8 protein-coding genes and 1 pseudogene are annotated in these 15,760 nt (G+C 45.9%); 3 read left to right on the forward strand and 6 right to left on the reverse strand.

Going from position 1 to position 15,760, the window contains the following annotated elements; genetic code table 11:
• Positions 1-1,058 (reverse strand): DUF4114 domain-containing protein (locus tag MC7420_RS21140; protein WP_006102890.1); only part of this gene is annotated, 1,058 nt, incomplete at its 3' end.
• A gap of 831 nt (positions 1,059-1,889) precedes the next feature.
• Here MC7420_RS21140 and MC7420_RS36260 point away from each other — a divergent pair.
• Both MC7420_RS36260 and MC7420_RS21150 read left to right on the forward strand, forming a co-directional pair.
• Positions 1,890-4,850, forward strand: a complete 2,961-nt coding sequence (locus MC7420_RS36260) for an efflux RND transporter periplasmic adaptor subunit (protein ID WP_006102824.1) — start codon at positions 1,890-1,892, stop codon at positions 4,848-4,850.
• 104 nt (positions 4,851-4,954) lie between these two features.
• Positions 4,955-5,557 carry a hypothetical protein gene (locus MC7420_RS21150; protein WP_006103076.1) on the forward strand — a complete coding sequence of 201 codons (603 nt, stop codon included), beginning with the start codon at positions 4,955-4,957 and terminating at the stop codon, positions 5,555-5,557.
• A gap of 242 nt (positions 5,558-5,799) precedes the next feature.
• On the opposite strand, the gene MC7420_RS21155 is transcribed toward MC7420_RS21150, so the two are convergent.
• Both MC7420_RS21155 and MC7420_RS21160 read right to left on the reverse strand, forming a co-directional pair.
• Positions 5,800-7,137: a TRAP transporter large permease gene (locus tag MC7420_RS21155; RefSeq protein WP_006102978.1), complete on the reverse strand. Its 1,338-nt coding sequence runs from the start codon at positions 7,135-7,137 to the stop codon at positions 5,800-5,802.
• Complete coding sequence (locus tag MC7420_RS21160; protein WP_006103032.1) at positions 7,121-7,675, reverse strand: TRAP transporter small permease subunit; 555 nt, start codon at positions 7,673-7,675, stop codon at positions 7,121-7,123. The genes MC7420_RS21155 and MC7420_RS21160 overlap by 17 nt, the downstream gene beginning before the upstream one ends.
• A 254-nt stretch (positions 7,676-7,929) precedes the next feature.
• Between MC7420_RS21160 and MC7420_RS21165 the strand changes: the two genes are divergently transcribed.
• Positions 7,930-8,778 carry an ABC transporter permease gene (locus MC7420_RS21165; RefSeq protein WP_006102877.1) on the forward strand — a complete coding sequence of 283 codons (849 nt, stop codon included), beginning with the start codon at positions 7,930-7,932 and terminating at the stop codon, positions 8,776-8,778.
• Positions 8,779-9,116: 338 nt separating this feature from the next.
• Here MC7420_RS21165 and MC7420_RS40100 read toward each other — a convergent pair.
• The 3 genes and pseudogenes from MC7420_RS40100 to MC7420_RS35520 all read right to left on the reverse strand — a co-directional run.
• A pseudogene (locus tag MC7420_RS40100) lies at positions 9,117-9,257 on the reverse strand (DUF3368 domain-containing protein); the annotation flags it as partial.
• Entirely contained in the window at positions 9,254-9,499 is a 246-nt protein-coding gene (locus tag MC7420_RS21175; protein WP_044208752.1) for a UPF0175 family protein, read from the reverse strand. The pseudogene MC7420_RS40100 and the gene MC7420_RS21175, both read right to left, overlap by 4 nt.
• Positions 9,500-9,615: 116 nt before the next feature.
• Positions 9,616-15,027 carry an Ig-like domain-containing protein gene (locus MC7420_RS35520; RefSeq protein WP_006103016.1) on the reverse strand — a complete coding sequence of 1,804 codons (5,412 nt, stop codon included), beginning with the start codon at positions 15,025-15,027 and terminating at the stop codon, positions 9,616-9,618.
• Positions 15,028-15,760 lie beyond the last annotated feature (733 nt).

The raw sequence follows: 15,760 nt of genomic DNA on the forward strand, positions 1-15,760 counted from the left end.
ATATAAGGTTCGGCATAATCAATCAACGCTTGACCCAAATCCGTCTCCCGCCAATCCTTTCCAGACTCAATCACCTCATCCATTAAAGCCGCTTCACCCGTCGCCCCGCGCACCTGGAAAATAACATCGTTATAATCCCCATCCGACTGGGTATCCACCCGCAAATCTTCCATCACAAAGGTACTTCCATCCCCGGTGACATCGGCAATTTGCCCGACATGAAACGCATCATCTGGATTCGCTGTCGCCATAGAAAATAGGGGACGCGCCGCCCCTCCCACATCGGGATTATCAAACACCCGTTGCACTGTATTATTGGGAACCAGCATGAAGCCAAACTCATCCCCTGGACGCATTTGGACTGTTTTAACTCCCAAATACTCTCCAGAATTTCGGTCACTTTCTCCTAATTCACCAACGAACCGCGCCCCTTCGGTTTGGTCACTAATCACCACATGACCTAATTCTGAATCACTCAACGCACGAGACGCCGCTTCCTGAATAAACGCCTCCGAACCCGGTTCAAACTCCTCCATCCCCTCTAAACTAAAGACAGCGAGTTCACCTTCATATCCCCCACCATCAAAGAGGAAATCAACACTAACGTCCCCTGTTTGTCCAACCGTAAATACACCGGATTCAAAGGTCACACTCGAACTATCTAACCCAGTTAATAGCGATTCACTTAACAGCGTTTCGTCCGTCAGCGCCTCATCCGTGGCTTCACTTTCCGCCACGTCATCCAGTGAGGTAACAAAGGGAATCTCCTCTAAGGTTTCCTCTCCTTCAACCGACGTGACAAAGGCAATCTCGTCTAAATCATTATCTGAAATAGTTTCAAACCCTTCCTCAAACTCCGGGATATCAATATCAGCAATTTGGTCAGCCGAGATATCGATATCCACGATATCTATGGGATTATCCGTGCCATCCAATACACCACTGGGCGTTAAAATCGGTTCTAATATAAAGGCTTGTGGTAACTCCTGACGCTTCTTTTTCGACGTAAAGCCTTGAGCAGCAGGACGTTTCTTTGATGAAAAATTAAACCAAGACATAGATGACCCTTTTGTGGAATTGTGCAGGTAAAATTACCGATTAAGCCAAGCGGCAAAATCTCTAAGCTGTTCGGCATTTAAACCTTAATGTCAATAATGGCGAAAGCCTTGTAGTGCGTTAAGCGAAGCCATGCCGCAGGCTTTGCATCTTGCTCGCTACTAATACTAATTTAAATGCATGACAGCTTATGATGTTCTGATTAGCTAAGGGGTTAAACCCATTCAAATGGGCAGGCAAGTTCGACTTTAGCCAAGCCGACAATTATGACGATGACTTAAGGAAACACTGGATAAGCACGCTGAACCCCAAACGCTGCTGCCAGTCAAGGTTAACAAATTGTCCAGCAAATCGGGTTACTGAATAGAGCGGCAATTGCCAGCAGCAAACTCGGACAGAAAACGTATTAAGTTGAAGGGAAAATCAACTGAATAAAACTCTAGCTTGTTCACTATCCTATACCGAAAGAATAAGCTTTGTCTGTAGTTTTTGATAAAGTTTACATAAAGCCGGTAACTTTTTCCTGACTCTCAGCAATAAGTCGTAAATGTTACAGTTTTTAACTTAACCCACCCTAGGAAAGTCTTAGCACATTGATAGAGACGCGCCATGGCGCGTCTCTACAAGAATGATGTGTCCTAACCGCTTGGCGGTTGCTATATCACGCCAGCCTGTTCTCCGTGAAATTACGGAAACGGTAAACTCCCCATTTCAGCCATTTAGCGTAGAACCCCGTAAGTCTCTGCTTAAAGATTTGATAAATTTATTAAAAAGTGATTGATTTCCCTTAACAGTTCCGTTTACCCTGCAAATAGGCATCTACGACAAACATCATGCAGGTTGGAAACGAACTCACAGCCAAAGAACAACAGGACTGGATATGTCCAGACATCAGTCCCCACTGGCAACTCAGCCAACAGGCGTCATCCAAACAGTATACTCTGCGATCGCGCCACGATAATCGTTATTTTCCCCTATCTCCAGCCGAGGTTTACGCCCTCAGCCATTTCACCGGAAATTTCACGGTTACTCAACTTCAACAGCAATGTCAGAAAAAATATAGTTCAGCCATTTCCCCGAATTTTATCCTGGATTTATGGCAAAAACTGATTACCATTGGCATTCTCACATCAGATGAATCCATTACACCCAACCCACCCGTTGAAACAGACAGAGGGCAAAACATAAACAATGGCAGAGAAATTCCCAACCCCAACCCTTCCCAGCCACAGCTAGATAATCAGATAGTAGACACCGACAACACAGAACACCAGCCAAATTCTCACCCCGCCAATCCCCTCAAACTTCAACTCAAATCCTGCGTTCAATGGATTCCCCACTCCGATGGCTACTGGATACTACGCAATCCCGAAGATATCACCTTTCTCCAAGTTGATTCTCCCAGTAAAGCCGCCATCAACCAACTAGGAAAACATCCCCCCGCCGATATCGCCAAAAACAATAACCTAACCCTTGAACAACTCCGCTATCTCCTACAACTCCTCACCGCCACCGGGATGTTAACCGGAACCCAACCCGCCAAACCTGCCAAACGAAAATTCACCCCGCTACAACTCCTCTTTTTCAAAGTTCCCCTCTTTAATCCCGACACTTGGTTAACTCGACATATCACTAAACTGCACTGGATTTGGACTCGTTCAATTGGTCTCATCCTGTGCTTTTTTTTAGCCTTTTCACTCTTCATTGGTTTATCCCAACGTCCCGAAATTCTCCTCACCGGACAACAATTAGTCGCAAATCAGGGCATTTCTCTACTATTCCCCTTTGCCCTACTCGCCATGTTAGTCGTCACCCTACACGAACTTGGACACGCCTTTACCCTGAAACATTACAAAGGCATTGTCCCCGAATTCGGGCTACTATTCATGTTTTTAATGCCCGCCGCTTATACCAATACCACAGACTCCTATTGTCTCTCGCGATTTAAACGAATCTTAGTCGTCGGCGCAGGTATTATTTGTCAACTAATTATCGCCGCCACCGCCTTCTGGTTATGGCAATCCTCAGCCAATTGGTTAGCCACCGCCAGCTATCTCCTCATGGTAGCCGCACTCTTTACCATCGCCCTCAACCTGAATCCCCTAGCCAAATTTGACGGCTACTACCTCGCCGTCGCCCTCACCGGAATCAACAACCTCCGCACTCGTTCCTTCCAATTTTATAGAAACCTACTACGCAGACACCCCAGCCCCGAACCCCGCCACAATCGCCTAATCCTCGCCACTTACGCCCCCTTCAGCCTCCTCTATATCCTCTTCGTCTTCAGTAGCATCTTCACCCTAATCACAAATTGGACATTAACCAACATCCCCTTCTGGACAATTACCCTACTCACCCTTTGGGCAATTTACTACTACTTCCCCCAAAAACCAACCGAGGTACACACAGACAAGAAAAACAAACCAAAAAATCCCTCCCCTAAACCCCTCTGCGAACCTCTGCGCTTCCCTCTGCGAACCTCTGCGTTTCAAAAAAAGCCCCAACCCCAACCCCTAACCACCATGAACCCCTCCCAACCCCTACAACTCGCCCCCCCAACCAGCAAACCCCACCTCCCCCTAAAACAAATCGCCATCCTCCTCACCATCGCCACCAGCTTAAGCCTAATCAGCCTCATCCCCACCTCCTTTGAAGTCGGCGGTTCCGTCGAACTCGAAACCCGCCAAGGCGCCAGAAGCATTGTCCGCACACCCATAGCCGGAATCATTACAAAAATCTACGTCAAACCCGGACAAACCGTCCAACCCGGACAAATTCTGGCACAATTATCCAGTTTAGAATTAGACCGAGAAATCGCCACCATCGAACAACAACTCGTCCAAGCCCATCAAGTCTTAGACAACGCCCAGAAACAACGCATCCGCGCCGAAGCCCAACTGGTAGAAGTCCAAGCCATAGCCGAAGCGATGATAGCAAAAACCCGTCGAGAAAGCCTACGCGCCAAAGCCCTCACCCAAGGTAAACTCACCCCCGACATTCAAGTCTTAAACACCCAACGTCAACGCCTGCAAGAACGCATCCCCGAACTCCAGGAAAAACTACAACGCTATCACCAACTCTACGAACAAGGCGCAATTTCCCGCAACCGCCGGGATGAAGTCGAAAGTGAACTGCATAACGTTGAAAGTAATCTAGTCGCCAAAACCCAAGAAATCGCCGCCGCCAAACAAAACCAAACCGACACCGCCCGTGACTTACAAACCGAAACCGCGTCTCAATTTGCCGCCATTGACGCCTCTGAAATGATTGCCCAGGCGGAATCCCAAATGATAACTCAACAACAAGCGATCGCGACGCTTAAAAACCGCTTATCTGAACTAAAAACCCTTAAACAAAATCTTACCCTACGTTCTCCCATTGCCGGGGTTATCCTCACCAATGATTTAGACTTGCGGCAAAATCAAGAACTCAAACCCACCGAAGACTTCCTCCTAGAAATTGCTGAACTCAGCAGCCTCACCGCCACGGTAGACATCAAGGAAGAAGACTTAGAATATGTGGAAAACCACAAACCCGTTACCTTCCGTCCCCGCCAAGCTAAACTAAGACCCTACACCGCCACCGTACAACGAATTCTGCCCCAAATCCAGCATGAACCCTCCCAACCCCAACCCATCGCCCAAGTGGAAATTGTTGTGGATAATAGTGATGGTAAACTCTATCCGGGAGCCACAGGATATGCCAAAATCTATTCAGAACGGATTCCCCTGTATCAACGTTTAGGGCGAGAACTCATGCGGTTAGTTCCCTTAGAGCGATTCCTGTGGCGATAACAATAAACTGTTCGGCATTTAAAGCTTAAGTAGGTAGGCACTGCTTAATAACAATATTTAAATGCATAACAGCTTAAAATGCTTGGCGAATTGAGGCGCTAAAAATGGCTTATAGTGACTTTACTACATTAAGTAAATTTAAGAAAGCGTTTAATTTACGGATTGATGAAGAATCTAATTTATTTGTCACTGTAGAACCCCTACAGCCGAGTGAATCGCTCGCCGCTACTTTAGCGGAAACAGTTGAACTGGCTCTGGCAATTAATACAGAAAAAGCCCGATCAGAAATGATAATTACACCGATTCTATTGGAGTTGAGAAGAAGAGTCAATTATCAAATTAGTTTATTCTCAGGTTCAGATTTTAATGTTGATTTGGAAAAAGGGTTAAATGGGTATTGTGATTTTATTATCAGTCGCTTTAAAGAGCAACTGACAATTAATGCTCCGGTGGCGATTATTGTAGAAGCTAAGAATGAAAACATTAAAGGTGGATTGGGACAGTGTGCGGCAGCAATGTTAGCAGCCCAGTTATTTAATCAGCAGGAAGAAAATGATATTCAGACGATTTATGGAGCGGTAACGACAGGAGATATTTGGAAGTTTCTAAAGTTAGAGAATGCTGATATCTGTATCGACTTGAGCAATTATTACATTAAAGATATACATAAAATTTTAGGTATTTTATTTAAAAGCGTTCAGGCTTGAATAAAATTCGCCCTTCACAACCGATCAGATTGATAGGAAAAGGCGGATCAAAGATACCGATAAATCTATTTAGGGCTTGCTGCACAAAGCCGAAAACTGTAGGGGCGGGTTTAGGGACAATTGTAGGGGCGGGTTTAGGGAATCAATTCAGATATCCACCGATAACGGAAAAACAAAACCCGCCCTCCCCACCGATACTGTACCTCATCAACCACCAAATCTGCTGTATCATCATTTGGCGATTAACGACTCAACGAAGGAAGAAAACTAACTAACTCCGGGAACGCAATAATCAACACAACAATTAGCGCCTGAAGCAAAATAAATGGAATTACCCCCCAGTAAATCTCCGTTGTCTTCACCTCCGGTGGGGCGACACCCCGTAAGTAAAACAGGGCAAAGCCAAAGGGCGGTGTGAGAAAGGAGGTTTGCAGATTCGCCCCCAAAATAACCCCATACCAGACAAGATTCACGTCTAGAGATTGCGCTACAGGAGTAAACAAGGGAACGATAATAAAGGCAATTTCAAAAAAGTCAATAAAAAAGCCTAAAATAAAAACCGTTACCATACTCACTGCCAGAAAGCCAATCTGACCTCCGGGTAAATTGGCGAGAATATCAAACATAAACTGATCGCCATTTAACCCGCGAAAGACTAAACTAAACGCCGTAGAACCCAGTAGGATAAAAATCACCATGCTGGTAATTCGTAGCGTGGCATCACAGGCTTGGCGTAACGATAACCAGCTTAACTGACGATTAGCTGCAGCGAGTACCATCGCGCCTACACACCCCACCGCCCCAGCTTCGGTTGGTGTGGCAAAGCCAAAAAAGATACTGCCTAAGACTAACAGAATTAATAATAACGGTGGAACCATGGCAAACAGAACCCGGCGTCCTAAAGCTTTCCCGCCAATGTCACGAACCTCAGCAGGTAAAGCCGGTGCAGCGCTGGGTTTTAACCATGCCACAATCAGTACATGTACCGCAAAAGCGGTGGTCATTAATAAACCGGGAATCAGAGATCCAATAAATAAGTCCCCGACAGAAATTCCTAATTGATCCGCTAATACAACTAACACGACACTCGGCGGGATAATCTGTCCCAATGTCCCCGATGCCGCAATTACTCCCGTTGCTAACCGTTTATCATAGCCGTAGCGCAACATAATCGGTAAAGAAATCAGTCCCATTGCCACTACGGTTGCAGCGACAACCCCAGTAGTTGCGGCTAATAGCGCCCCGACTAATACTACAGCTAAGGCAAGTCCCCCCCGCAGACGCCCGAACAAAATCCCCATAGTTTCTAACAGGCGTTCAGCAATGCCAGATTTTTCTAGCATGGAACCCAAGAAAATAAAATAAGGGATTGCCAATAGGGTATAATTTGCCATAATCCCAAAAATGCGCTGAGGCATGGCAGTGAGGAAGATAGGGTCAAAGACACCCAAACTCACACCAATAATCGCAAAGGCGATCGCAACGCCTCCCAGAGAGAATGCCACAGGATAGCCTAGGGACAGAAATACCAGCGCCCCGGCAAACATCAGCGGACCTAGCCATTCATAATCCAGCGTCATGATGTTCCTCCTGGGGTGTGAGATAGCCTGTGAAAATTGCCCAGTTTTTAATCCCTTGGGAAATCCCTTGCAGAATCAAGAGGACAAAGCTGACAATAATCATGGATTTGATCGGATAGCGGGGTAATCCCCCCGGATCAGGAGACATTTCCCGAATTGCCCAGGAATTGAGAATGGTTCCCCAGGAGAAATAAATCACCATTAAACAAAAGGGAATTAAGAATAACACGGTGCCGATTAAATCAGCTAGGGCTTTCCATTTCGGTGACCAACTTTTATGGAACACATCCACCCGGACGTGTTCATCATGGCGCAGGGCGTAAGCGGCACCCAAGAGGAATACCAAGTCAAATAAATACCATTGCCCTTCAATAAAGGCATTGGAACTCAGGTTTTGACCGACGAAATAGCCAATATAGCGTCCGGCGACATTCCAGGTACCGATCGCGATCATTAATAATACTAGCCAGTAGGTTAGGCGACCAACCCATTCGTTGAAGGCATCAATGAGTCGAGAAATCTGTAATAATTGCTGCAAGGCTTATGGCTTCTCCTGAAACACCAGATGTGTATTTTACCGCCACTGTTGCCAGGACTGTAGCACTTAACCAGAAACTTTCGCCTTTTTCTGGGGGCATGAGGAGACAGTTATGAATTCCAGTTCCCTCCCCTTGATAAGGGGAGGGTTAGGGTGGGGTTCAGATATACCGTAAGGTGGGCATTGCCCACCAGCCTTAAGCAGCGTACCATTCGGTTTAGGATAGTTTGAAGTAATACGAGATATTAAAATTAATGCTCGGCGTAATTCGGAAAGTTGGTAAAATTAGACGCTGGTTGCCCATAAACGAACAGTGGTGGGTCAAATTTGACCTACTACGAACATTAGTTCGCCGGGATTTGGAAGCACGGTATAAGGGTTCGGTATTGGGGAATTTGTGGCCCCTCCTCAATCAACTCTCGCAGTTGCTGATTTATACCTACGTGTTTTCCATTGTCCTGAAGGTGAAGCTAAGTCTGAAAGGATTACCTGCGGATAACAATATTGCCTTTGGCTTATGGTTGTTTGCCGGGTTATTGCCGTGGATTGCCTTTACTGGCGGGTTAACCCAATCAGCGGGTTCGGTAGTCGGACAACCCAATTTGGTAAAAAAGGTGGTGTTTCCCTTGGCACTATTACCACTGGTTCCCGTATTATCGACATTTATTGAAAGTGCCTTAGGGTTAGCCGCGTTGATTGTGTTAGTGGCTATATCTTCAGGAACATTACATGCCACATTAGCGTTATTGCCTTTAGTGTGGTTAACCCAGTTGTTATTAACCGCCGGATTAGGATATTTGGCTGCTGGGTTAACCGTATTTTTGCGAGATATTCCCCAAACGTTAGGGGTGATTTTGAATCTTTGGTTTTATATGACGCCGATTGTCTATCCCGCTTCGGTGATTCCCGAACACTTACGGGATTGGGTATTTTGGTTGAATCCTCTAGCGGTGATTGCTCAGGTTTATCGGGATTTAGTATTACTGGGTTCAGTGGAACATGGGTTAGAATGGGCAGTCGCGTTTGGCGTTTCTGGGGTAGTGTTTGGTGTGGGGCTTTGGTGTTATCAGAAATTGCGTCCCGCGTTTGCAGATGTATTATAGAGCGTTAAATGCGGCAAGCATTGGTGTCAACTTAAGGTAGAAAAGCAATGCTGGTAAGGTTTTAAGCTGTGTCTATCTACTTCTCGGCATTTCCCCCTCATCCCCTAACCCCTTCTCCCACCGTGGGGAGAAGGGGAATCGGATTCTCTTGCTCCCCTCTCCCCGGCGTGGGAGAGGGGCTGGGGGTGAGGGGTTGAGCTTAAGTTGACACCAATGTCCGGCAAGTCGCCCCTACAGTATTTTTGGGTAGGCAATTATTCTTGAGCAATTTGTAAAATTCGTTGGTAAAGATTATTAGTCATCCAAAAACCCGCTTCATTGATTAAAGCATCTAAAAAAGTTCCTGGTACATTAAACCTTGTCAGTTCTGCGTAAACGGCTTGTGGAATCAGAATTGTGCCGTAGAGTTGGTAGAGTAGATCAAGCTGTGCGATCGCGGCTAAATTGGTAATCGGTGAGGTATTACTAACAATAGTCAAAGATAACCCATCTCCCGCATCATTGTCACCTCAGCATCCAATTCCGGCACATCATAATGCACAGGAATCTGACGACTTGCGAGCAGCTTTTGAAAATGTAAACGGGGCAAAGAAGCCAATCGACTGGCTTGCGCTAATGTCAAGCGTTCCTGCTGAAACAGCAGAATGGCAATTTCTTGTAACATCTCTACATCGGAGAGTTGGGCGATGTTCAGAACTTCATCGGGAATAACAACAGCCATCGGGTAAACTTTAGACTCATTTACTCCTATTGTAAAGACAGGGGGAATGGAAACTAAACCCCTACGGTTTGGGTTGGTGTGGCAATTTTGATAGAATCGACGCGATCGCATAATTCCTAAACCACGACAAAATCGGCTACACTGACTTGATTGGCTTGTACGCCGATTAACATGGCTAAGACTTCCCCACTCCCCTTCATCCGAATGAAGGTGGTACTCCCCATACCCATCAGATTAAGCTGATCAAAACTTAACCCTCCGGCTAACCCTAAAACATCTTCCCCAGGGTTAAAGTCAAAGATAGTATCGCTTCCCTCTCCAACTCGTAAAATAAACTGATCCGCCCCATTATTCCCATAAGCTTTATCCGCGCCAGCGCCGCCATCGAGGGTATCATCGCCGTCTCCGCCAACGAGGATATCCGCGTCACCTTCTCCCAGGAGAAAATCATTTCCCGTATCACCAAATAAGCGATCGCGATCGCCTCCGCCATAGAGGATATCATTATCCTCATCACCGCGTATGATATCTTCTCCACTATTACCGAATAGGATATCATCACCAGAATTGCCGAATAGTTGGTCATTACCGTCGCCGCCTTCTACCGTATCATGTCCGACTCCCCCTTCAATGCGATCGCGTCCAGCTTCTCCCATGAGGATATCATCTCCGGCATCACCAAAAAGCTGATCATCATCGTCGCCGCCACTGAGGAAGTCATTGGCTGTACCCCCGTGTAATTCATCATCCCCGGCTTCGCCAAATATGAGATCCTCGCCATTTCCCCCGGTGAGGGTGTCGTTATTCGCTGTACCAAATAGGGTTAAGTTGCTAACCGGATTAACGGTAATAGTAACGGTAGCGGTATCCGTATCTTGTCCATCAGTAATCGTGTAATTAAAGGAATCCTCGCCACTAAATCCAGCGGCGGGAGTATAGAGAAGATAGTCGTCGGTTGAATCATTAGGAGTTCCCCGTTGATCACGAGTAATTGTCCCCCCGTTGGTGGAGAAGATATCAAAAGTATCGATATATAAGGTATCGCCATCCAGGATATCACTATCATTACTGAGGATATCAATACTAATTGGAGTATCTTCTTCAGTCGTGGCGTTATCAGCAATAGCGACAGGAGAATCATTAACGGGATTGATGATTAAATTAACCGTTGTTCCCGTTGAATAGTTGGTGCCATCGGAAGCATTCCAGACAAAACTGGTATTACCGTTATAGTTAGCATCGGGGGTAAAGGTGAGGGAATTTAAATCAGTAATTGAGATATAGCCATTCTGTAGGGGCGCAAGGCTTGCGCCCTCACCGCTTGCGCCCTCACCGCTTGCTTCCTCACCGCTTGCTTCCTCACCGCTTGCGCCCTCACCGCTTGCGCCCTCACCGCTTGCTTCCTCACCAACCGGATTACCGTTCAGGGTTAATGTGCCATTTTGAGGTAAGGAAAGCAGTTTGATGGCGGTAAAGTTATCGCCTTCTGGGTCACTATAGGCATTGATAAAGTCAGTATCGGTGAAGGTAATCGCACTATCTTCTTGACCTATTTTGTTAAATGAACTCAGTGTAGGCGCATCATTAATCCCGGTAATAGTAACGCTAACAGTAGCCGTATTCGTGCGTCCGGTGCTATCACTCACCACGTAATCAAATGTGTCAGTCGCTGTTTCTTGTGTGGTTAAATAGTTGAACGCAGTATCGGGATTGTAGGTAATTGTTCCATCTGGGTTAAGGGTGACAATTCCTTGGGTTGTATTTGTTTTCAAGCGGTCAATGGTGAGACTATCGCCATCGGGTTCTTGGTCATTGGTTAGGGGATTGAAAATTAGCGGCGTATTTTCATCCGTGGTAATGGTATCGTTTTGGGCGATGGGAGGAAAGTTACTGGTATTGAGAAGAATAGAGATGTTATCGGAGTCTCTGTTGGCTACAGCGATGTCAGGTTTGCTGTCGTTATTGAAATCGCCGATATTAATACCTATAGGATTAGTCCCTACATCCACTTGAATTGTTTCACTAAAATTGCCCAACCCATTTCCTAACAAAATTGAAACATTATTGGCAAGTGCATTGGCTGTGGCGATATCTAACTTCCCATCGGCATTAAAGTCGGCAACAGTAAGATCACGGGTTCCAGTTCCTGCGGCAAAGTGAGTCGCCACACCAAAACCCCCTGACCCATTTCCGAATAAAATTGAGACGTTATCGGAACCCTGATTAGCAACAGCGATATCGAGTTTTCTATCTGCATTAAAGTCTCCAACAGAAACACCAAAGGGATTCGTTCCTACGCTAAAATTAGTTGCTGTACTGAAATTACCTGACCCATTTCCCAATCTTACAGAAACGGTATTAGAACTATAGTTTGATACGACAAAATCTGGGTAGCTATCTCCATTAAAGTCAGCGACAGCAATACCCCAAGGATTTGTGCCTACGCCAAAGTTATTAGCCGCGCTAAAGCCACCCAACCCATTGCCTAATAGTACAGAAACGCTATTAGAAGTCCAATTAGTAACCGCCAAGTCTAATTTGTTGTCTAAGTTAAAGTCTCCCACTGCAACTTGTCGGGGATTCGTACCTACAGTAAAGTTGGTAGTCCAACTAAATCCACCAGCGCCATCTCCTAAATGCACAGAAACCTTGCCATCTTTATTACTCGTGACAGCAAAATCCGGTTGGTTATCACCATTGAAGTCTCCTACGCCAACGGATATAGGATTAGCTAGGGTGCTAAAGTTTCTAGCAGCACCAAAACCGCCTAAGCCATTTCCAAAGATTACTGAAACATTGTGGGAATTGTAATTGGCTACAGCAATATCCAGATTTCCATCTAGATTGAAATCCGCTATCCCCATACCCGATCCTTCAGGATTATCCCCCACAGCAAAATTTGTGGCATCGCTAAAGGAAACGGGAATATCCGGTTCATCAATTCCGGTGACTGTTACCGTAACAACCGCCGTATCACTCCCACCATTCCCATCACTTATGCTGTAACTAAACGTATCTGTCGCCGTTTCCCCAGCTACTAATGACTGAAACGCTGTACCGGGATTATAGGTAACTGTACCATCTGTATTTAAGGTTACACTTCCCTGTGTTTGAGTGGTATCTAAACTCGCGATACTGATACTGTCACTATCATCTGCATCACTATCATTATTTAATAGATTAAGCGTAATTGCCCCATTTTCACTGGTTGTCGCACTATCATCTACGGCAATCGGTACATCATTAACTCCCGTTACCGTTATCGTGACATTAGCTGTATCTGTCCCGCCATTTCCATCACTGATACTGTACTCAAACGTATCCGTAACCGTTTCCCCAACAGCTAAAGATTGGAAATCCGAATCAGGAGTATAGGTAATCGTGCCATCCCCATTCTGGTTAACCGTTCCTAAGGTATTTTGCGTCTCTAAACTATCCAGAATCAGGCTATCGTTATCCGCATCGCTATCATTACTGAGGAGATTTAATCCAATCGCGGTATCAGCCGCTGTGGTAACGCTATCATTTTGGGCAACAGGCGCATCATTAACCGGATTGACCGTAATATTAACCGTTTCTCCAGCCGCAAAGATTGTACCATCAGACGCATTCCAACCGAAGCTAGTTGTGCCATGAAAATTAGGATTGGGCGTAAAGCTGAGACTATTGACATCCGCAATAGCAACCGTTTGTCCAGCCGTAACCGCTATGCCATTTAGGGTTAAGATACCCGCATCAGGAAGGGACAGGATTTTGATTTGACTAGGATTATCACTTTCTACGTCACTAAAAGCATTACTAAAATCTGTTTGACTAAAAGAAATTGGCGTATCTTCGTTACCCAGTTTATTAATAGTGCTGAGAATCGGCGCATCATTCACCCCAGTAATCGTTACGGTGACTGTGGCGGTATTGGTTCCCTGGTTTCCATCCGTAATTGTGTAGGTGAAAGTGTCTGTTGCTGTTTCCCCTGCGCCTAAGTCTTGAAACGCTGTATTCGGATTATAGGTAATTGTGCCATCAGCGTTGATGGTGACGCTACCTTGAGTAGTATTGGTATCAACGCCAGAAACTATTACGGTATCGTTTTCGATATCACTGTCGTTATCGAGAACAGCAATAGTCGTAGCTGTATCTTCATCGATAGTGGCGGTATCGTTATTAGCGATGGGATTATCGTTAATGCCGTTAACCGTTACAGAAACTATTGCGGTAGCGGTATGGTTATTGCCATCGTCCAGGGTATAGGTAAATTGGTCAGTGATACTTTCACCCACACTCAGGGATTGAAACGCCGTGGCGGGAGTGTAGGTAACGGTGTTATCTGGATTAATTTGGACGGTGCCTTGAGTATTGGCGGTATCGACAGCGCTAATTGTGAGAGTGTCGTTGGTGTCTAAATCGCTGTCATTTGCCAATAGATTCAGGGAAATAGCCGTATCTTCATCAGTCGTGAAGTTATCGTTATTCGCGACAGGCGGGAAATTAGTGGTATTGAGGCGTAGGGAAACGTTATCGGAGTTATAATTAGCTACGACAAAATCGGGTTTACCATCTTCGTTAAAATCTCCCACAGCGATGCCATAAGGTGCATCTCCCACCCCGAAGTTAATCGCATTGCTGAAGCTACCACTACCATTGCCTAATAGTATTGAAACATTGTCAGAGGAGAGGTTGGGGACAACTAAATCTGAATTCCCATCACCATTGACGTCAGTCACGCTAATCGACACATAAGGATTAGTCCCTACCGCAAAGTCGGTGGCAGAACCCAACCCACCAGACCCATTGCCTAATAGGATAGAGACATTATGAGAGCCGTAGTTCGCTACCGCGAGGTCGAGATTCCCATCCTGGTTAAAGTCTTCCACTGCTAAACCACTGGGATTCGTCCCCGTGGAAAACTTAGTAGGACTGCCCAAACCACCTGACCCATTGCCAAGTAAAACAGCAATTTTGTTCTCTGCCGGAAGTCTGACAACTACATCCTGGTTTCCATCGGCATTAAAATCAGCGGTGATAATCGTTAAAGGATTCGTCCCCCCCGCAGCAAAATTGGTCGCAGAACTAAAGCCACCTGACCCATTCCCCAACAATATAGAAACATTGTGAGACCCATGGTTTCCCACAGCTAAGTCAGGTTTACCATCCCCATTGAAGTCCGCTACAGCAATTTGACCGGGTTTAGTCCCCACAGCAAAGTTCGTCGCCGCACTAAACCCCCCAGTTCCATTTCCCAACAGTACCGAGACGTTGTTGGAGTCGTGATTAGTCACTGCCAAGTCCAGGTTACCATCGGCGTTGAAGTCAGCTACAGCAACATCGAAAGGTTGAGTTCCTACGTTCAATGACGGGGCGACGCCAAAGTTTCCAGTACCATCGCCTAAAAGAATGGCAACATTGTTAGCAAGACGGTTAACAACAGCTAAATCCAGATGTCCATCGCCGTTATAGTCTCCGATACCAACAGCATTTGAACCATCCCCGGTGGAGAATTTCTTGTCATCTGAAAAACTGAGTGTGGTCATTTTAAAGGATTTTATTATTTATATAGAAATAATGATAAATCCTTGGGAGTTGGGTGGGATTAGAACACACAATATTTATTTTCGATGGAATCCATTGTCAGGATTATTGGGATTGTTATAATTATCACCGTTGTAGGGGCGAGTCGCTGCATCAATGTTCGGTGTGAGAATTAACCTATATCGACTCGCCCTTGTCTCAATTCGGTGTCACATCGATATCGGGCGGAGGGCGACCCGATACCATTAAAGGTTAGGTGGTGTTAATTTAATCCGGCGGGTCGCCCCTACCATTGTTTTTATGGACAAGGTGTTGGATAATTCCCGATACCTGACGGAGGGCGACCCGATACCATTAAGGGTTAGGTGGTGTTAATTTAATCCGGCGGGTCGCCCCTACCATTGTTCTTATGGACAAGGTGTCACATTCCCGATACCTGACGGAGGGCGACCCGATACCATTAAAGGTTAGGTGGTGTTAATTTAATCCGGCGGGTCGCCCCTACCATTGTTTTTATGGACAAGGTGTCGCATTCCTGATACCTGACGGAGGGCGACCCGATACCATTAAAGGTTGGGTGATGTTAATTGAATGCGGCGGGTCGCCCCTACCAGGGTTTCAATGTATCTGATTCCTGATTCTTCCCTATATCTTATACCGGACAACCCAATAAAATAAGGGTTTGGTGATGTTAATTGAATCCGGCTATTGCCCCTACCAGGGTTTCAATGTATC

The organism is Coleofasciculus chthonoplastes PCC 7420, assembly GCF_000155555.1.
In the GTDB taxonomy this organism is placed as follows: domain Bacteria; phylum Cyanobacteriota; class Cyanobacteriia; order Cyanobacteriales; family Coleofasciculaceae; genus Coleofasciculus; species Coleofasciculus chthonoplastes_A.